The following is an 18,344-nucleotide window of genomic DNA, read 5'->3' as shown; positions in this document are numbered from 1 at the left end:
TCCGCCCTGAGCGCAGAGTGAATGTCGGCCGCGTCGAGTCTGCATTCATGGCAACGAGACTGCGCCGAGGGCGTAGTTTTCGCGAATTCCGGCGCCCTGGTTGCAGTTTCGATCAGGCCGTGACCCCCGACTTGGACAGCGGCGACGGGAAGCGCGGACTGACCCGCACGCCGTCCAGCCACTCAGTGAGCTCGTCGGCGCGTCGCTGCAGGGCGCGTCGCGCGTCACGGCCGGGCTCTTCGAGCAGTTGCAGCTGGACGCGGGCGTCGCCACCCTGATACCAGCCGCCCACCACGCGGCCGTTCCACCAGGCGGTAGGGCCGGCATTGCCGTTGCGGTCGAAAACCTGGTCCCGGTGCGCACCGAGATACCAGTCACGGTCGGACCAGCCCATTGTCGTCGCGTCGAGCCCCGGCAGCAGCGCGCACCACGGCTCAACGTCCGGCGCGGCTTCGAGATCGTCGGGCAGCGCGTAGCCGAGTCCGCCGTCCAGGTCTACCTGCACTGCGCCGATGTCGCTCAACGCCTTTCGGGCGGCGGTCAGGGTGGTGCCGAACCACCACTTCACATCTTCGACGGTGGCCGGGCCGAACGTCCGCAACCAACGGCGGGTCAGTTCCGCTTGGGCAGCCGATGCCGCCGTCGGCCGGTGCACCTGGCCCAGCCATTCTGCGGCGATGGCCCACCGCGGCCGGGACGTGGTCCATGTCCCGTCATTGGGCCCGCGCACGATGTGGCCGCGTGCCGAAAGCACCGTCAAGACCCGTGGCGCGATGGGAACCTCACCGCCCCAACGCTTTCCGGGCGCCGGATCGTAAGTCCCAGCCAGTTCAGGCAGCGCGGCCCGCAGCTCGGTGCTGCTGGCGGGTCCATTCTCCGCGAGGTGGCCGAGCACCGCGGCGCAGGCAAGCTCGAGCCAACGTTCGCCGTCCACCGCCACCCCGGCCTTGCGGACGTCGGCGGCCAGTCGGCGACTCTCGTTGGCGGCCACCCGGTCGCTGGCCGCCGCCAGCACGGGTCCCAGGTCAGCGGTGTTCACCAACCACAGCGTCCGTCGCATCGCCAGCTGCTTGACGGCAGAGCGCTGCTGGTACAGCGCGCTGTCCAGCTCGCCGGTACCGAACCCCGCCGAGCGCGCCCACAGCGACAGATACGGGGTGGCCGGGTCGGTGGCATGCAGCCCGACCAGCCCGGCAATGACGGTGCTGATCGGCGCCGAGCCGACCGGCGCCAGAAAATGCCTGCGCGCCAGCCGGTTTCGCCGCTCGTCGACACCGAATTTGCGCACCTAGAGCGTACGAACCAGCCGGTCCGCGAGCAGCCCGGCGAACTTGGCCGGGTCGTCGAGCGCGCCGCCCTCAGCGAGAAGTGCTGTGCCGTACAGTAATTCGGCTGTCTCGGCGAGACGCTGCCGTTCGGCTTCGTCACCAGCCTTCTTGTGTGCCCGTTGCAGGCCGGTGACGAGCGGATGGTTCGGGTTGAGCTCGAGAATCCGCTTGCCGACCGGAAGCTGCTGTCCGGAGGCCCGGTAGATACGCGCCAGTGCGGGCGTGATGCCGAACGCGTCGGTGATCAGGCAGGCCGGCGACTCGGTCAGCCGGTTCGACAACCGAACCTCTTTGACGTGTTCGTCCAGGGTTTCCTGCAGCCACGCCAGCAGGTCGGCGAATTCCTTTGCCTGCTCCTCGCGTTCGGTCTCGGACTTGTCCTCTTCGGAATCCAGGTCCACCTCGCCCTTCGCCACCGACTGCAGCGGCTTGCCGTCGAAATCGGGCACCATACCGGTCCAGACCTCGTCGACCGGGTCGGTCAGCAACAGCACCTCGTAGCCCTTGGCCTTGAAGGCTTCCAGGTGCGGGGAGTTGAGCAGTTGCTGCCGTGACTCGCCGGTGGCGTAGAAGATCTGCTCCTGTCCTTCCTTCATCCGCTCCACGTATTCGGCCAGCGTGGTCAGTTCCTCGTCGCTGTGCGTCGAGGCGAACGACGAGACGCGCAGCAGGGTGTCACGGTTGTCGACGTCGGACATCAGGCCTTCTTTGAGGACTCTGCCGAACTGCGACCAGAATGTGCGGTAGTCCTCCGGCCGATCGGACTGAATCTCCTTGATCGTGGAAAGCACCTTCTTGGTCAGCCGCCGACGGATCGCCTTGATCTGCCGGTCCTGCTGCAAGATTTCGCGAGAAACGTTGAGCGACATGTCCTGAGCGTCGACCACGCCCTTGACGAAGCGCAGGTAGATCGGCATGAGCTCCTCGCAGTCGCTCATGATGAAGACCCGCTTGACGTACAGCTGGATCCCGATCTTGTTGTCCTGGCTGAACAGATCGAACGGGGCGTGCGACGGGATGAACAGCAGGGCCTGGTACTCGAAGGTGCCCTCGGCCTTCATCGGGATGACCTCGAGGGGGTCGTCCCAGGCGTGCGCGATGTGCTTGTAGAACTCCTTGTACTCTTCCTCGGACACTTCGTCTTTGGACTTGGCCCACAACGCCTTCATCGAGTTGAGGGTCTGCGTCTCGATGGTGACCTGCTCTTCGCCGCCCTCCTCCTTCGGAGGCGTCCTGCGCTCCACGTCCATCCGGATGGGCCAGGCGATGAAGTCGGAGTACTTCTTGACCAGCTCGCGGATCTTCCACTCCGAGGTGTAGTCGTGCAGTTCGTCCTCGGTGTCCTCGGGCTTGAGGTGCAGCGTGACCGACGTTCCCTGGGGCGCGTCGTCGACGGACTCGATGGTGTAGGTGCCTTCGCCGGTCGACTCCCACCTGGTGGCCGTGCTCTCGCCGGCCTTGCGGGTGAGCAGCTCGACCTTGTCGGCCACCATGAACGTCGAGTAGAACCCGATCCCGAACTGGCCGATGAGCTCTTCCGACGCGGCCTCGTTTTTAGCGTCCCGAAGCTTCTGCCGCAGTTCGGCGGTCCCGGATTTGGCCAGCGTGCCGATCAGGTCGACGACCTCGTCGCGGGTCATCCCGATCCCGTTGTCGCGCACGGTGAGCGTTCTCGCGTTTTTGTCGACATCGATCTCGATGTGCAGATCGCTGGTGTCGACATCCAGGTCCTTGTTGCGGAACGCTTCCAGTCGCAGCTTGTCCAGCGCGTCGGAGGCGTTCGAGATCAACTCCCGCAGAAACGAGTCCTTGTTGGAATACACCGAGTGCACCATCAAATCCAGCAGCTGGCGCGCCTCCGCCTGGAACTCCAGCTGCTCTGCCTGCGCGTTCATATACCTCCGTTCGACTGGTCTGGCGATGTGCAGATCTCGGGACCGATTATCCACAGTGTGGGGGGCGCCATCAGGGGTGCCGCCGGCACGTCACTTTGGCACTTTGGCGGCGATGTCGGTGGCGATCTGGCTGGCCTGGTTGGTCAACTGGGAAGCGCAGGCGTTGACGTCGATGACCAGGTTGGACACCGCGCTTAGCACGCGCTGGCAGGTCGCGCCGCGATTGTCGGTCGAGTCGTGTGTGAGCGCGATCTTCGGCGGAGCGCCGGTGACCTCGTGGAATCGCCATGAGAGCGTTTGGCCGTCGCGGGTCGTCTGGGTGATGGTCTTGCCGGCGCACCCATTCCATTGGCTCTGCTGACCGTAGACGAATTGGGTCGCCTGCTCTGCGGAGGCAAAGTGCACGACGCCTTGGACGATGGTGATGCCGGGCTTGCCGGGCTTTTCCAACAGCTGGATCGCCGTGGCGGTGTAGCCGCTGCTCTTGTAGGTGGGGAGCTGGAGACCGATCAGCGCCCCGAGGCATTGTGGCTCCGATACCTTGTCCCCGGGGTCGGGATCGGGCAGGTCCGTTCGGCTCTTGAGGACTCCGATGCCGGACGTCGAGAAATATGCGTCGAGTTGCGCGGGGCTGAGCAGCAGCGAATCCAGCTGCGCAGGAGCAACTGTCGGAACGGTCCTGGTGGTGGTGGTGGTGATGGTTGTGGCCGCGGTCGTGGTGGACAGGGCCGGAGCCGTGGTTGGCTGGCTGTTCGGTTGCTCGCCTCCGGTATTGCGGACTGCCAGCCAGACGGCCGTGCCGGCCAGCACGGCGACGACCGCCGCCACGGCGCCGACGATCAGCCACGGTTTGCGTTGCGCTGGGCGGGGCGGCGCCCAAACCTGCGGCGGCAGCGGCAATTGCGGCGGCATCATCGGCGTCGGTCCGGTGGGCGGGGGAGCCGATTGCCAGGTGTGTTGGAGCAGCGTGTCCGCCCGTTGCTGGTCGGAGGCGCTCAAGGCGTCGTGGGCGGCCTTTGCCAGGGCGCCGGCGCTTTCGTAACGCTGGGTAGGATCTTTGGCCATCCCACGGGCGATCACATGGTCGAAACCCGTTGGCACCGAAGGGTTTTGCTGGCTGGGCCGGGGGACGGGCCGGGTCAGGTGCGCCGCCATCAGCGCGGGTAGGTTTTCGGAGGAATAGGGCGGAACGCCGGTCAGGCATTCGTAGAGCACGCACGTCAGCGCGTAAATGTCGGCGCGGTAGGTGATTTCGCCGTCGCCGAACCTTTCGGGCGCCATGTAGCACCAGCTGCCCACGGCGGTGCCGGTCTTGGTCATGTTCTGGTCGGTGAACGCCGCCGCGATGCCGAAGTCCGCCAGGTACGCGAAGTCTTCGCCGGTGAGCAGGATGTTCTCGGGTTTGATGTCGCGGTGGATCACCCCGGCGCGGTGCGCGGCGTCCAGTGCCGCGGCAACCTGTTCGACGATGGCCACCGCGCGAGGCGGCGCCAGTGGTCCTTCCCGACGGATCAGCGCCGCGACGTCATGGCCCTCGACGTAGCGCATGTCGATGAACAGCTGGCCGTCGATTTCGCCGTAGTCGTGGATCGGCACGATGTGCGGTTCTTGCAGACGACCGGCGGTATGGGCTTCGCGTTGCATGCGTCGGCGAAACACGTCGTCGGAGCTGACATGCTGCGACATCAGCTTCAGCGCGACGGTTCGGTCTTTGACCGTGTCGTAGGCTTCGTAGACCTCACCCATCCCGCCGCGGCCCAGCAGCCGCTGCAGGCGATACGGGCCGAACTGGGTGCCTACCCGTGAAATCGGCCCGGTGTCAGTCATTGCCCCGCATCGACTCCCGGATCTGCGCCAGTCGTTCGGCCGCGGCTCGCTGCCGCTTCTCATACTCGTCTTCGATGTTGCGGCCCTCCGGGCTCTGCGCGTCGAGTTCCGTTGCGCCCAGCGCGGTTCCGTACCGGGTTTCGATCTTCTCGCGGACGGCATCGAAGCTCGGCACTCCCGAGTCGTCGTACCCGTCCGACGTCGTCGCTTCGTCAGGCATGCAGACCAGGTTACTTGGGCTCCAGATCGAAGTACCGCACCATCTGCTGCCAGTACACCAGGGTCAGCGCCATCTGCACCGCCGTGGCGACGACCGCCGGAATCAGCCGTCGGCGGCGGGCGGCGACCATCGCGCCCAGCGCCACCGCGGACGTCAGCAAGCTAAGGGCCATGGCCGCGTCCCGGGGCCGACGGGTGATCCAGAGTTCCTCACCCAGCATCGCCCGGGTGGACCAGGCGCGTTCGTCCCGCGGCGGCCCGAAGATGACCGGATTAACTGCCAGCCAGAACGCGACCAGCGCACCATGACTCCACCGCCGCGTCCAGATCGGCACCAGCACCAGCGGTGTGCTGGCCCAGCGCGTCCAGGCGCTCCACGGGTTGCAGTGCCGAGCGAAAATCGCCCGGCGAAGCGCGGCGACCGGCAATGAGGGCATGTGACGTCTAGTGCGGCTTCGCCAGCGGGAAGGGCAGCGTCTCGCGGATGCTGCGACCCGTGATGAGCATCACCAGCCTGTCGACGCCCATCCCCAGCCCGCCGGTGGGCGCCATCGCGTACTCCATGGCCTGCAGGAAGTCCTCGTCGAGCTCCATGGCCTCCGGATCGCCGCCGGCGGCCAGCAGGGATTGTTCGTGCAGCCGGCGCCGCTGCTCGACCGGGTCGGTGAGTTCGCTGTAGGCGGTGCCGAGTTCGACGCCCCAGGCCACCAGATCCCATCGCTCGGCCAGGCCGGGCTTGCTGCGGTGCGGCCGGGTCAGCGGCGACACCGAAGCCGGAAAGTCGATGTAGAACGTCGGGTGCTCGGTCCGGTCCTCGACCAGGTGCTCGTAGAGCTCGAGGACCACCGCGCCGGCGTCCCACTGTCTGCGGTAGGGAATGTGCGCGGCGTCGGACAGCTTGCGCAGGGTGGTCAGGCTGGTTTCGGCGTCGATTTCCTCGCCGAGCGCCTCCGATACCGCTTCGTGCACGCTCTTCACCGGCCAGACACCGGAAATGTCCACGGGCTCGGCGCGCTCCGACCCGTCAGTGCGCAACCGCATCACCGTCTGCGAGCCATTGGCGGCTTCGGCGGCGTTCTGAATGAGTTCGCGACAGCCGTCGACCCACACCATGTAGTCGGCGTGCGCCTGGTAGGCCTCAAGCAAGGTGAATTCGGGGTTGTGGCTGAAGTCCACGCCCTCATTGCGGAAGGCCCGGCCCAGCTCGAACACCCGCTCCACACCGCCAACGCAGAGCCGCTTGAGGTAGAGCTCCGGCGCGATGCGCAAGAACAGGTTCATGTCGTAGGTGTTGATGTGTGTCACGAACGGCCGAGCCGCGGCACCGCCGTGAATCTGTTGCAGGATCGGCGTCTCGACTTCGATGAAACCCTTGGCGAACAACGTTTCTCGGATCGAACGCAACACGCTGCTGCGGGCCGTGACCAGTTCGCGGGATTCGGGATTGACCGCCAAGTCGACGTATCGGCTGCGTACCCGGGCCTCCGGGTCGGTGAGCCCCTTCCATTTGTTCGGCAAGGGCCGCAGGCATTTACCGATCATCCGCCAACGTCGCACGATCAACGAGCGGTTGCCGTTCTTGCTGAAGCCCATGTGGCCGGTCATCTCGACCAGGTCTCCCAGGTCGATGGCCGCGGTGAAATCGCGTGTGCGGCCGTGCTCCAAGCGTGAATTGTCCAGCAGCACCTGCATTTCACCGGACCAGTCACGCAAGTCGGCGAACAGCACGCCGCCGTAGTCGCGGATCCGCAATATGCGTCCGGCCACCGAGACGTCGTCCTTGTCGTCCGCGTCGATCGCCTGGGCGATGGTGTGACTCGGCGGACTTCCCACCGGGTAGGCGTCAATGCCGGTGCGCTGCAACGTCTTCAGCTTGGTGAGGCGCACCCGAACCTGTTCGGGCAACCGTGATTTCGGCTCTTCCTCGGTGACCACGCCGCGTTGTTCCTGCAGCCCGCTCACGTCGGGAGCGGATCCGTCGTGATGCAGCAGGCCGGATTCGGCCAGCCGCGCCGGCACCGCCGGGTGGTGACCGGTGTGCTCCTTGTTGCGCCGGCTGAACGGCAACACCAAATAACCCTCGGCGATCACCGAGGCCACCCCTACCCGCGGCATCAGCCGGGCATCGTCGTAGCAGGCGTACCGCGGTACCCACTCGGGCTGGTATTTCATGTTCGAGCGGTACAGCGCTTCCAGCTGCCAGAACCGCGAGAAGAACAGCAGCAAGCCCCGCCATAGTCGCGCCACCGGGCCGGCACCGAGTTGGGCACCCTGCTCGAACGCGGATCGAAACACCGCAAAGTTGAGTGAAATACGGGTGAGGCCAAGCTTTTCCGCGTTCAGGGCCAGCTCGCTGACCATCAGTTCGATGGTGCCGTTGGGGGACTGGGGTGAGCGACGCATCAAGTCCAGGGAGACGCCGGTATGTCCCCAGGGCACCAGTGACAGCATCGCGACCACGTGGTCGTCGCGATCCACCGCTTCCACCAGCAGGCAGTCCGAATCGGCCGGATCGCCGAGGCGGCCCAGCGCCATCGAAAAGCCCCGCTCGGTTTGGGTGTCGCGCCAGGCGTCCGCGCGGGCGATGGTGTCCGCCATCTCGTCGGGCGGGATGTCGCGGTGCCGCCGGAAGCGGACCGTCAGGCCGGCCCGGCGCGCCCGCGTCACGGCCTGGCGCACCCCGCGCATCTCCGGCCCGGACAGCTTGTAGTCCGAGGTCCGCAAGATCGCCTCGTCACCCAACTCCAGCGCGTTCAGACCGGCCTCGCGGTAAGCCTTGGCGCCTTCCGAGCTGGCGCCCATGACGCCCGGGGCCCAGCCGTAGGTCTGGCATAGGCCGAGGAAGGCGTCGATGGCTTGCGGCCAGGCCCTCGGATCGCCGATCGGGTCGCCGCTGGCCAGGCAGACACCCACCTCGACGCGATAGGTGACGGCGGCGCGGCCGCTTTGCGCGAACACCACCGACTTGTCCCGACGGGTCGCGAAGTACCCCAGTGAGTCGTTCTGGCCCCACAATTCGAGCAGCCCGCGGATGGCGGATTCGTCCTCACCGGTGAGCGCGTTTTCGGCGCGCTGGGACTGAAACAGCACGATTGCCGCCACGATCAGCGCCAATGCGCCGAACAACCCGAAGATCGCGTTGAGGAACACCGGTGGCTTGCCGGTGAACTGGTCGTGCGGTACGGCGGCGAAGCCGACCACCCGGTTGACCACATAGAGGAACCGATCCTCCGGCGCGAGCGTCCGGGGAAACATCTCGACCAGGCCCCAGGACAACAGGATCCCGATCATCCATCCGGCGACCAGCACCGCCCCGGCCTTGAACAGCGCGCCCCTGCGGACCTTGGCCCAAAACTCGCGATAGCTCAGGACCAGCAAAACGGCCGCGACGACGTGGAAAGCGCAGCCCAGGGATTCGCCGAAGTTCTCGGCAGGCGTGTTGCCGCCCTGGGCTAGATCGATGATGTTCAAGGCGGCGGAGAAGACCATGTTGCCGAGCAGCAGCAACCAGGCGATCCGTTTGCGGGCGGTCAGCGCGGCGGCCAGCAGCGCCAGCACGAATGACCAGGCAATGCTGGTGTCCGGGAAGTTGAACAAGTAGGCGTTGATGAACTCCCGCGGACGATGGATGAGCCACCGCAGCAGGGGGGACACGCTGGCGATCAGTGACACGGTGGCAATGACGCCGACGGTCCAGCCGGCCGCCGCCGGCACCCAATGGAGCCGGGAGGTCGGCTGACTAGCCCTCGTGCGGGTCGATGCGAGTGTCACAGACCGCGAGAATATTCCTTCAAACCGTGAAATCGCTGGCGAACGGCCAAGACTGGCCAAGCGTACCAACCTGCGCACCGGCATCCTGTGTCGAGCACCGGTTCGGTGGGCTCGCGGACCCGTCGTCAGCAACGCTGTCGGGGCCTGTGCTGCTAGACTGTCCTGCGCGACCATCCCGGCAAAGGCCAGGGAAGTTAAGTGGAGTCCCACTCCCACCGCATGCCAAGAGAAGATTCTGAGGTTGAGAGGCTTCGGCACGGCCATGCGGTCCGGTCACGGGCAGCTGTGGCGCCCGTCCTGCGCGTTGCGCAGGCGGCTTGAGCGTTCAAGCCGCGACCGGTCGGCATTGGGCCCTGCTTGTGCAGGGCTTTTTTGCTGATGGTGTGGTATTTCCGCCACTGGCTCCCGATGCGTTTCTGGCCGATCCCTGGCTCTGGTCACGACAAAAGACCAGAAGAACCCGAGCAGGGGAGGCCCCATCAGCACTGAGACCCGCGTCAACGAGCGCATCCGCGTACCTGAAGTCCGATTGATTGGCCCGGGAGGGGAGCAGGTAGGCATCGTGCGTATCGAAGACGCACTCCGCGTCGCCGCGGACGCCGACCTCGACCTTGTCGAAGTTGCCCCCAACGCCAGACCGCCGGTCTGCAAGATCATGGATTACGGCAAGTACAAGTACGAGGCGGCGCAGAAGGCGCGCGAATCCCGCAGGAACCAGCAGCAGACCGTCGTCAAGGAACAGAAGCTGCGGCCGAAGATCGACGACCACGACTACGAGACCAAAAAGGGCCACGTGGTCCGCTTCCTCGAGGCCGGGTCGAAGGTCAAGGTCACCATCATGTTCCGCGGACGCGAGCAGTCCCGGCCCGAGCTGGGCTATCGACTGCTGCAGCGGCTGGGGGCCGACGTGGCCGACTACGGCTTCGTGGAGACCTCGGCCAAGCAGGATGGACGCAACATGACGATGGTGCTGGCACCGCACCGGGGCGCCAAGACCCGCGCCCGGGCGCGGCACCCCGAGGGACCGGTGGCCGGACCCGGCGCCGGTGAGACGACACCGTCACCGAACTGAGTACCGCAGCGAAAACCGACAACCATTCCAGAACCTGACAAGCAGAGGAAACATGCCCAAGGCCAAGACCCACAGCGGGGCGTCGAAGCGGTTTCGGCGCACCGGCACCGGAAAGATCGTTCGCCAGAAAGCCAACCGCCGGCACCTGCTCGAGCACAAGCCGACCACGCGCACCCGGCGGCTTGACGGCCGCACCGCCGTCTCGGCCAACGACACCAAGCGGGTCAACGCCCTGCTGAACGGCTGACCAGCTGACCGGCGCTGCGCACAGCGTCATACCTTGCCCATCACGTCCGAACAGGTCCGGACGTTCGACCGAGAGTAGGAACATCCATGGCACGCGTGAAGCGGGCAGTCAACGCCCACAAGAAGAGGCGCAGCATCCTCAAGGCGTCCAAAGGCTATCGCGGCCAGCGATCCCGGCTCTACCGCAAAGCCAAAGAGCAGCAACTGCATTCGCTGAACTACTCCTACCGCGACCGTCGTGCGCGCAAGGGTGAGTTCCGCAAGCTATGGATCTCGCGGATCAACGCGGCCGCGCGCGCCAACGACATCACCTACAACCGGCTGATCCAGGGCCTCAAGGCCGCGGGCGTCGAGGTGGACCGCAAGAACCTCGCCGACATCGCCATCAGCGATCCTGCGGCGTTCACCGCGCTGGTGGATGTTGCCCGCGCGGCGCTTCCCGACGACGTCAATGCACCGTCCGGAGAGGCCGCCTAGTACCGGCCGTGTAGTGCTCACCGAACGCTCGGCCAGGGTGGTCGCGGCGGCCAAACTGCATCGCCATGTCGGTCGGCGACGTGCCGGACGGTTTCTCGCCGAGGGCCCCAACCTGGTTCGCGCCGCGGCGGCGCGCGGGTTGGTCCGCGACATTTTCGTCACCGAGTCCGCGGCCCAGCGGCACGCGTCGGTGTTGGCGGGCCAGGATTCGCCGGTGCATCTGGTGACCGAGCGGGCGGCGAAAGCGCTGTCCGACACCGTTACCCCGACCGGGTTGGTGGCCGTTTGCGACAAACCGCCGACCCGGTTCGCGGACGTGCTGGCCGGCCCACCTCGGCTGGTCGCGGTCGCCGTCGAGATCGGCGAACCCGGCAACGCCGGCACCCTCATCCGCGTCGCCGACGCCATGGGCGCCGGGGCGGTGGTGCTCGGCGGCCACGCCGTCGACCCTTATAACGGCAAGTGCTTGCGCGCGTCGGCCGGCAGCATCTTCTCGGTCCCCGTCGTAGTCGAGCCGGACCCACTCGCCGCGCTCACCGAGTTGCGCGCGGCGGGCCTGCAGGTGCTGGCCAGCACGGTAGACGGCGAAACGTGCCTCGACGACGCCCAGCCGCTACTGGCCAAGCCGACGGCATGGCTGTTCGGGCCCGAAGCACACGGGTTGTCGGCCGAAATTGCCGAGCAAGCAGACCACCGGGTACGCATCCCGATGTTCGGCGGCGCGGAGAGCCTGAACGTGGCCGCGGCCGCGGCCATCTGTCTGTATCAGAGCGCGCGGGCGCTACGCGGCCCTTCTGCGCCCTCGCGCTGATCGCAGGCCGGTAATCGACAGCGTGCCGTGTACGAGTGATCCGGCACGCTCGATGAGGAACTTGGCTGGATTGGCCAACGGGTGCGAACCCGGGGGCACGTAGTGCATCGGCAATCCGCGGCGGTCGGGTGGCGGCGCCACGAACCCGGGCGCCTCGATCAACGGCGCGTCGCTACGGATTCGTCCCTCGGCGCGGCGGTATGCGGCCAGCGCGCGCGGGTGCAGCCGGATCTCGTCGGGAACCGCCAGGAACGCCAGTTCGACCACCTTGCCGAACAGCCGCAGCAGGATTTCGTCGCCCGGCGTCCAGCGCATTCCCGCCTTCTCCCGCACCGCCGGTTCGAACAGGCCCGCCGCGATCCAGCGCTGTCCGGCGAACATCGGCTTGAACAGCTGGTCCCATAGCGGCGTGGGCAGCAGCACGAACTTCGGCTTGGGAATGCGCATATTGAAGATGTCCAGCGTCGCCTGGTTGATCTCCAGCTGCTCGCGGCCCACCCGCTCCCAGTAGTCCTGGAACTCTTCCCACGACTTGGGCACCGGCCGCATGCTCATCCCGTACATCCGGTACCACTGCACGTGCTCGTCGAACAGTTGGCGCTTCTCGGCCTCGGTCAGGCCGCCGCAGAAATACTCGGCCACCTTGATGACCAGCATGAAAAAGGTGGCGTGAGCCCAATAGAACGTCTCCGGGTTCAGCGCGTGATACCGGCGACCCGCGGCGTCGACGCCCTTGATGGTGCGGTGGTAGCCCTTGATCTGCTGACCGGTCTCGGCCGCGCGGTCGCCGTCGTAGACCACGCCCATGATCGGGTACACCGAGCGGGCCACCCGCTGCAGCGGCTCACGCAGCAGGATCGAATGCTCTTCGACGCCCGCGCCCAGCTCGGGATACATGTTCTGGATGGCGCCGATCCACATGCCCATCATTCCGGTGCGCAGGTCACCGAAGTACTTCCAGGTGAGCGAATCCGGTCCGAGTGGTTGCGCCGACAGCGCGGATGTGGCCTGGGGTGAGATCGACGTCGTTGTCATCGCTGGCCTCCTACTCCCGATGCCGCTCACGATAACTTTGACAACGTGCGTTGTCTATGATTTCGGCGCGTGGCGGACGCTCGTGTTGACCACCGCCCGGCGACGGGTGTGACGAGGCTCAGATCGCGGCCTGAGCAGGCTATACGCAGCGAGTTGCGACGCGGCCGTGCCGGTCGTCGTTGCCTGGTTCAGCGGCAACCGCCTACCCTTGGCGGTCGTGGGAGTCGGACCTGAGGATACGGATTCCGGCGGGTCTGAAAAGGTGGGCACTGCGCTGGCGTCACCGACGCCGCAACGACGCTCTCGGGCGGGCTGGTTGCGCGCCACCAATCACAGTCCCGGGGTCGTGGCGTTCGTCCGGCGGGCGCGACGGCTGTTGCCCGGTGATCCGGACTTCGGCGACCCACTGTCCACCGCGGGTGAAGGAGGCCCGCGAGCCGCGGCACGCGCAGCGGATCGGCTACTGGGCGATCGCGATGCCGCATCGCGGGAGGTGAGCCTGGGCGTGCTGCAGTTGTGGCAGGCGCTGACCGAGGCGGTGTCTCGCAAGCCGGCGAATCCGGAAGTCACGTTGGTTTTCACCGACTTGGTCGGGTTCTCGACGTGGTCGTTGGAGGCCGGCGACGACGCCGCGCTCACGCTGTTGCGTCAAGTTGCCCGGGCCGTCGAGACGCCACTGCTGGACGCGGGCGGACATATCGTCAAACGGCTGGGCGACGGCCTGATGGCGGTATTCCGGGATCCGCTGGTCGCCGTGCGGGCCGTATGTGCCGCCAACGAGGCGTTGAAGTCGGTGGAAGTGAACGGCTACACACCCCGAATGCGGGTAGGAATCCACACCGGCCGGCCGCAACGGCTCGGTTCGGACTGGCTCGGTATTGACGTGAACATCGCCGCCCGCGTCATGGAACGGGCCACCAAAGGTGGCATCATGGTCTCCAGCGCGACCCTGGACCTGATACCCCAAAGCGAATTGGACGAGCTGGGCATCGTCGCCAAGCGCGCGCGTAAGCCGCCGTTCGCACACAAAGCCGCCGGTGTTCCGGCGGACCTGGCGATATACCGCCTCAAAACTCGTAGGGAGTTCTTAACCTCAGATGATCCTGCCGAAACAAACGCAGAGGCATAGTTGTACGCGATGATCTACGGCATCTTCACCAGGCTTGCCCGGGTGCGGTTCACCGTCGGTTATATGGCAATTCTGGTCGCGGTCAGCACCGTAATCCTCATGGTCGACCCGGCGACGCATGACCGCATCATTCAGCGGGCCAGCACCAACTTGCACAATCTGTCGCACGGACACCTCAGTACGTTGCTGAACAGCGCGCTTGTCGTCGAGGCTGGTCCGCTGTACTTCTGGATGCCATTTCTGGCGTGTCTGCTTGCGCTGGCCGAACTGCATCTGCACACCATCCGGCTGATGGTGGCGTTCGTCGTCGGCCATATCGGCGCGACGCTCGTGGTGCTCGCAGCTCTGGCGGCGGCGGTGGAGCTTGGCTGGGTGCCGTGGTCCATCACCCGCACCAGCGATGTCGGAATGAGCTACGGCGCACTGGCGGTGCTGGGCGCGCTGACGGCCGCGATTTCGCCGCGCTGGCGGCCGGCGTGGGTGGGCTGGTGGATCGCGGCGGCCTTGACCGCCGGGGTCGTCGGCGGTGAATTCACCAACGCCGGCCATGCGGTCGCACTGATCTTGGGCGTGCTGGTGGCATCGCGGTTCCGTCGTCCAGGGCATTGGACGTGGATGCGGCTGCTGATGCTGGCCAACGCCTCGGGGTTCGGCTTCTTGATGCTGGCCCACCACTGGGGGTCGATGGCTGCCGTGCTGGGATGCGGCGTGGCGGGCTCGCTGGTGGCGTACACGATCGCCCGACGGGCCAGGCTCCGTCGCCCGGCGCTGGCTGCGCCGGTGCCCGCCGCGCTGACCGGTCCGTAGCAGCGCGCCGAACGGCAACACCGAATCGCCTATGATCGGGCGAATCCAACCGGCACATCTTTGCCCCGTCAATGTCGATGCGGGTCGTCCGGAACAGCCTCGTCAGCCAAGGAGAAGTCCGCCGCGTGTGGGATCAACCCGTCGATTTGTCGCCCGAGGCGTTGGCCGAGGCGGTCAACGCCGCGCAGCTGGCGATCGCGCGCGCCGGCGACCTGGACGCGCTGGCCCGGGTCAAGACCGACCATCTTGGTGACCGCTCGCGGTTGGCGCTGGCGCGGCAGGCACTGGCGACCCTGCCGAAGGAGCAGCGCGCCGACGCCGGCAAGCGTGTCAACATCGCCCGCGCCGAGGCCCAGCACAGTTATGACGAACGGCTGGCTGCCCTGCGGGCGGAACGTGACGCGGCGGTACTGATCGCCGAAGGTATCGACGTCACGCTGCCGTCGACGCGGCAACCGGCCGGCGCCCGGCATCCGATCACCATCTTGGCCGAGCACATCGCCGACACCTTCGTCGCCATGGGATGGGAACTGGCCGAGGGGCCGGAGGTCGAGACCGAGCAGTTCAACTTCGACGCGCTGAACTTTCCTCCCGACCACCCGGCACGCAGCGAACAGGACACCTTCTACATCGCACCCGAGGGCTCTCGGCAGGTGCTGCGCACCCATACCTCGCCAGTGCAGGTGCGCACCCTGCTCGAACGCGAGCTGCCGGTCTACATTGTCTCGATCGGCCGCACCTTCCGTACCGACGAACTTGATGCCACTCACACCCCGGTCTTCCATCAAGTCGAAGGTTTGGCGGTGGACCGCGGCCTGTCCATGGCGCATCTGCGCGGCACGCTGGACGCGCTGGCCCGGGCCGAGTTCGGGCCGTTGGCGCGCACCCGGATCCGCCCGCACTTCTTCCCGTTCACCGAACCGTCCGCCGAGGTCGACGTGTGGTTCGCCAACAAGAAGGGCGGCGCCGACTGGGTCGAGTGGGGCGGCTGCGGGATGGTCCATCCAAACGTGTTGCGGGCCGCGGGAATCGACCCGGAGGCTTATTCCGGGTTCGCGTTCGGGATGGGCCTGGAACGCACCCTGCAGTTCCGCAACGGCATTCCCGACATGCGCGACATGGTCGAGGGCGACGTCCGGTTCTCGTTGCCGTTCGGGGTGGGCGCCTGATGCGCGTCCCGTACAGCTGGCTGCGCGAGGTGGTCTGCGTCGGAGCGCCGGACTGGGATGTGGCCCCCGGCGATCTCGAGGAGACGCTGGTGCGTATCGGCCACGAAGTGGAGGAGGTGATCAGCCTCGGCCCGGTCGACGGCCCGTTGACCGTGGGCCGGGTCACCGCCATCGAGGAACTCACCGAGTTCAAAAAGCCGATCCGGGCCTGCCGGGTCGACGTGGGCGAGCAAGCTGACCGCGAAATCGTCTGCGGTGCAACGAATTTTGCCGTCGACGATCTGGTTGTGGTGGCATTACCCGGTACCACCCTGCCCGGGGGATTTGCCATCGCGGCGCGCAGGACCTACGGCCGCAACTCCGACGGGATGATCTGTTCAGCCGCCGAACTCGGTTTGGGCGCCGATCATTCCGGAATCTTGGTGCTGCCGGCCGGGACCGCGGTGCCCGGAGCAGACGGTGCGGCGGTGCTCGGACTCGACGATGTCGTCTTTCACCTGGCCATCACGCCCGACCGCGGCTACTGCATGTCGGTGCGCGGCCTGGCCCGCGAGATCGCATGCGCCTATGACCTGGATTTCGTCGACCCCGCCGTGGTGGAGCCGTTGCCGGTCGAGGGGGAGGCGTGGCCGTTGACGGTGCAGCCCGAGACTGGTGTCCACCGCTTCGCACTGCGCCCGGTCACCGGAATCGACCCCGCCGCCGTCACGCCGTGGTGGCTGCAGCGCCGGCTGCTGCTGTGCGGCATCCGCGCGGCGTCTCCTGCGGTAGATGTCACCAACTACGTGATGCTCGAGCTGGGCCATCCCATGCACGCGCACGACAGCAAGCGCATCACCGGGAGTCTCGGCGTGCGGTTCGCCCGGCCCGGCGAGACCGTCGTCACCCTCGACGACATCGAACGCAAGCTCGATCCGGCCGACGTCCTGATCGTCGACGACGTCGCGACCGCGGCGATCGGCGGCGTGATGGGTGCGGCCAGCACCGAGGTGCGCGCCGACTCCACCGATGTCCTGCTGGAGGCCGCGGTCTGGGATCCGGCGGCGGTGTCGCGCACCCAGCGGCGGCTGCATCTACCCAGCGAGGCCGCCCGCCGGTACGAGCGCGCGGTGGACCCGGCCATCTCGGTGGCCGTTCTGGACCGGTGTGCGAGATTGCTCGCCGAGATCGCCGGGGGCACAATTTCGCCGACGTTGACTGATTGGCGCGGCGAGCCCCCGCGGTCCGAGTGGGCCGGGCCGGCTATCAGGATGGCCGCGGACCTGCCGGACCGCATCGCCGGTGTGGCGTATCCGGTGGGCACTGTGGCACGCCGACTCACCCAGATCGGCGCCGAAGTGGCCGAAAGCGCCTCTGCCCGTGGCTTTTTGACGGTGACGCCGCCAAGCTGGCGTCCCGACTTGCGACAGCCCGCCGACCTGGTCGAAGAGGTGCTGCGGCTGGAGGGCCTGGAAGTCGTCCCGTCGGTGCTGCCGCAGGCACCCGCGGGCCGCGGACTCACGGCGGTGCAGAAACGCCGACGAGCGATCGGCAAGTCGCTGGCGTTGTCCGGCTACGTGGAGATCCTGCCGACACCGTTTTTGCCGGCCGGCGTGTTCGATCAGTGGGGTCTGCCCGCCGACGACCCACGACGCAACACGGTCAACGTGGTCAATCCGCTCGAGGCCGACCGTCCGCAGCTGGCCACCACGCTGCTGCCGGCCCTGCTGGAAGCGTTGGGGCGCAACGTATCTCGCGGCATCGTCGACGTCGCGCTGTTCAGCATCGCGCAGGTGGTCCGGCGCACCGAGCAGACTCGCGGCGTCGAGCTCGTCCCAGTGGACCGCCGTCCCACCGACGCCGAGATCGCCATGTTGGATGCCTCGTTACCCCGCCAGCCGCAGCACGTCGCCGCCGTGTTGACCGGATTGCGTGAACCCCGGGGTCCCTGGGGCGCCGGTCGCCGCGTCGAAGCCGCCGATGCTTTCGAGGCGGTGCGAATCATCGCGCGCGCCAGTGGGGTCCAGGTGAACCTTCGGCCGGCACAACACCTGCCCTGGCACCCCGGCCGGTGCGCCGAAGTGCTGGTAGGCGAACTGTTGGTCGGCCATGCGGGGCAGTTGCATCCCGCGGTGATCGAGCGGTCCGGTCTGCCGAAGGGCACCTGCGCGGTGGAGCTGGACCTGGATGCGATCCCCATTGTGGAGGCGCTGCCGGCGCCCACGGTGTCACCGTTCCCCGCGGTGTTCCAAGACCTCAGCCTGGTCGTGGCGTCGGATGTGCCAGCCCAGACCGTCGCAGACGCGGTGCGCGAAGGCGCCGGCGAACTGCTGGAAGACATTCAGTTGTTCGACGTCTTCACCGGGCCGCAGATCGGCGAGGATCGCAAGTCGCTGACGTTCGCGCTGCGGTTCCGGGCGCCGGACCGCACGCTCACCGAAGACGACGCCAGCGCGGCGCGCGATGCCGCCGTGCGCTGCGCCGCCGAGCGGGCCGGTGCGGTGCTGCGGACCTAGCGTTGCTCTGCGGGTCCGTCGGCCCGGTGACATTGCGCCGAGCGTGCAATGACGGCGGAAAAT

15 protein-coding genes are annotated in these 18,344 nt (G+C 67.0%); 8 read left to right on the top strand and 7 right to left on the bottom strand.

Annotated elements, in window-relative coordinates:
- Nucleotides 1-112: 112 nt before the first annotated feature.
- From AC5Y2L_RS10940 to lysX, 6 genes are all read right to left on the bottom strand, one after another.
- Nucleotides 113-1,288, bottom strand: a complete 1,176-nt coding sequence (locus tag AC5Y2L_RS10940) for a winged helix DNA-binding domain-containing protein (protein WP_499935716.1) — start codon at nt 1,286-1,288, stop codon at nt 113-115.
- On the bottom strand, nt 1,289-3,223 hold the full coding sequence (htpG, locus tag AC5Y2L_RS10935) for a molecular chaperone HtpG (RefSeq protein WP_499935714.1): 1,935 nt from the start codon (nt 3,221-3,223) through the stop codon (nt 1,289-1,291). It lies immediately after the preceding gene.
- A 90-nt stretch (nt 3,224-3,313) separates the two neighbouring features.
- Nucleotides 3,314-5,050 carry a serine/threonine-protein kinase PknH/PknJ gene (locus AC5Y2L_RS10930; protein ID WP_499935713.1) on the bottom strand — a complete coding sequence of 579 codons (1,737 nt, stop codon included), beginning with the start codon at nt 5,048-5,050 and terminating at the stop codon, nt 3,314-3,316.
- Nucleotides 5,043-5,270: a hypothetical protein gene (locus AC5Y2L_RS10925; protein ID WP_499935711.1), complete on the bottom strand. Its 228-nt coding sequence runs from the start codon at nt 5,268-5,270 to the stop codon at nt 5,043-5,045. The genes AC5Y2L_RS10930 and AC5Y2L_RS10925 overlap by 8 nt, the downstream gene beginning before the upstream one ends.
- Before the next feature lie 10 nt (nt 5,271-5,280).
- Nucleotides 5,281-5,706 carry a DUF6653 family protein gene (locus tag AC5Y2L_RS10920; protein WP_499935709.1) on the bottom strand — a complete coding sequence of 142 codons (426 nt, stop codon included), beginning with the start codon at nt 5,704-5,706 and terminating at the stop codon, nt 5,281-5,283.
- A gap of 7 nt (nt 5,707-5,713) precedes the next feature.
- Nucleotides 5,714-9,124, bottom strand: a complete 3,411-nt coding sequence (gene lysX / locus AC5Y2L_RS10915; protein WP_499935708.1) for a bifunctional lysylphosphatidylglycerol synthetase/lysine--tRNA ligase LysX — start codon at nt 9,122-9,124, stop codon at nt 5,714-5,716.
- Between the two features lie 394 nt (nt 9,125-9,518).
- Here lysX and infC point away from each other — a divergent pair, with 394 nt between their 5' ends.
- From infC to AC5Y2L_RS10895, 4 genes are all read left to right on the top strand, one after another.
- Nucleotides 9,519-10,112, top strand: coding sequence for a translation initiation factor IF-3 (gene infC, locus AC5Y2L_RS10910; protein ID WP_499935808.1), 594 nt, complete (start codon nt 9,519-9,521; stop codon nt 10,110-10,112).
- A 52-nt stretch (nt 10,113-10,164) separates the two neighbouring features.
- Nucleotides 10,165-10,359, top strand: a complete 195-nt coding sequence (rpmI, locus tag AC5Y2L_RS10905) for a 50S ribosomal protein L35 (RefSeq protein ID WP_499935707.1) — start codon at nt 10,165-10,167, stop codon at nt 10,357-10,359.
- 86 nt (nt 10,360-10,445) lie between these two features.
- Nucleotides 10,446-10,835 (top strand): 50S ribosomal protein L20, encoded by a 390-nt coding sequence (rplT, locus tag AC5Y2L_RS10900; RefSeq protein ID WP_499935706.1) that lies wholly within the window; start codon nt 10,446-10,448, stop codon nt 10,833-10,835.
- 13 nt (nt 10,836-10,848) lie between these two features.
- The gene (locus AC5Y2L_RS10895; RefSeq protein ID WP_499935704.1) at nt 10,849-11,646 is read left to right on the top strand and encodes a TrmH family RNA methyltransferase; all 798 of its coding nucleotides are present in this window, start codon (nt 10,849-10,851) and stop codon (nt 11,644-11,646) included.
- Here AC5Y2L_RS10895 and AC5Y2L_RS10890 read toward each other — a convergent pair.
- Nucleotides 11,617-12,681 carry an oxygenase MpaB family protein gene (locus AC5Y2L_RS10890; RefSeq protein WP_499935703.1) on the bottom strand — a complete coding sequence of 355 codons (1,065 nt, stop codon included), beginning with the start codon at nt 12,679-12,681 and terminating at the stop codon, nt 11,617-11,619. The genes AC5Y2L_RS10895 and AC5Y2L_RS10890 overlap by 30 nt on opposite strands.
- A gap of 262 nt (nt 12,682-12,943) precedes the next feature.
- On the opposite strand from AC5Y2L_RS10890, the gene AC5Y2L_RS10885 reads away from it, so the two are divergent.
- The 4 genes from AC5Y2L_RS10885 to pheT all read left to right on the top strand — a co-directional run bounded on the left by AC5Y2L_RS10885 (nt 12,944) and on the right by pheT (nt 18,281).
- The gene (locus AC5Y2L_RS10885) at nt 12,944-13,810 is read left to right on the top strand and encodes an adenylate/guanylate cyclase domain-containing protein (RefSeq protein ID WP_499935806.1); all 867 of its coding nucleotides are present in this window, start codon (nt 12,944-12,946) and stop codon (nt 13,808-13,810) included.
- A 9-nt stretch (nt 13,811-13,819) separates the two neighbouring features.
- Nucleotides 13,820-14,617: a rhomboid-like protein gene (locus AC5Y2L_RS10880; RefSeq protein WP_499935702.1), complete on the top strand. Its 798-nt coding sequence runs from the start codon at nt 13,820-13,822 to the stop codon at nt 14,615-14,617.
- A gap of 125 nt (nt 14,618-14,742) precedes the next feature.
- Complete coding sequence (gene pheS, locus AC5Y2L_RS10875) at nt 14,743-15,786, top strand: phenylalanine--tRNA ligase subunit alpha (protein WP_499935700.1); 1,044 nt, start codon at nt 14,743-14,745, stop codon at nt 15,784-15,786.
- Complete coding sequence (pheT, locus tag AC5Y2L_RS10870) at nt 15,786-18,281, top strand: phenylalanine--tRNA ligase subunit beta (RefSeq protein ID WP_499935699.1); 2,496 nt, start codon at nt 15,786-15,788, stop codon at nt 18,279-18,281. The genes pheS and pheT overlap by 1 nt, the downstream gene beginning before the upstream one ends.
- Nucleotides 18,282-18,344: the final 63 nt, after the last annotated feature.

It is taken from the genome of Mycobacterium sp. NGS66 (assembly GCF_059812225.1).
The sequence above is the reverse complement of the archived record's forward strand: the minus strand, read 5'-3'. Positions and strand labels throughout refer to the sequence as shown.